General features: G+C 44.5%; 1 protein-coding gene. It reads left to right on the plus strand.

Annotated features, from left to right (window positions below; genetic code table 11):
- A partial coding sequence (locus tag R7190_RS27125) for an alpha-amylase domain-containing protein (protein WP_411978090.1) occupies positions 1-588 on the plus strand: 588 nt, incomplete at its 5' end.
- Positions 589-743 lie beyond the last annotated feature (155 nt).

The raw sequence follows: 743 nt of genomic DNA on the forward strand, positions 1-743 counted from the left end.
CACATGAACTTCTACAACGCGTCAAAATCTGGCGGCAATTACGATATGCGCCAAATCATGAATGGCACGTTGATGAAGGACAACCCAGTCAAAGCAGTGACTCTCGTAGAAAACCACGATACGCAGCCACTGCAGGCGTTAGAGTCGACAGTAGATTGGTGGTTCAAGCCTCTTGCTTACGCATTCATTTTATTGCGTGAAGAAGGTTATCCATCGGTGTTCTACGCAGATTACTACGGCGCGCAGTACAGCGACAAAGGCTACAACATTAATATGGCCAAAGTGCCTTACATTGAAGAACTTGTAACACTGCGTAAAGAGTATGCGTATGGCAAACAGAATTCTTATCTCGACCATTGGGATGTGATTGGCTGGACTCGAGAGGGCGATGCTGAACATCCAAACTCAATGGCGGTGATCATGAGTGATGGACCGGGCGGAACAAAATGGATGTATACCGGTAAGCCAAGCACGCGCTATGTCGACAAGCGGGGTATCCGAACTGAAGAAGTTTGGACCGATGCCAATGGCTGGGCAGAATTTCCTGTCGATGGTGGTTCAGTCTCGGTTTGGGTGGGCGTTAAGTAACGTCGTCCTGTGATTTTGATACAGAACATGCAAATTTCAATGAAACATTACATTTAATCAAGGTGTTATTTGATATTCATGTAACAAATGCGTAACTTATATTTGAGCATTATCTAGAGGAATATAAAGAATGGAATCTATTGCTGATGTATTGG

The organism is Vibrio sp. 1078-1, from assembly GCF_033340475.1.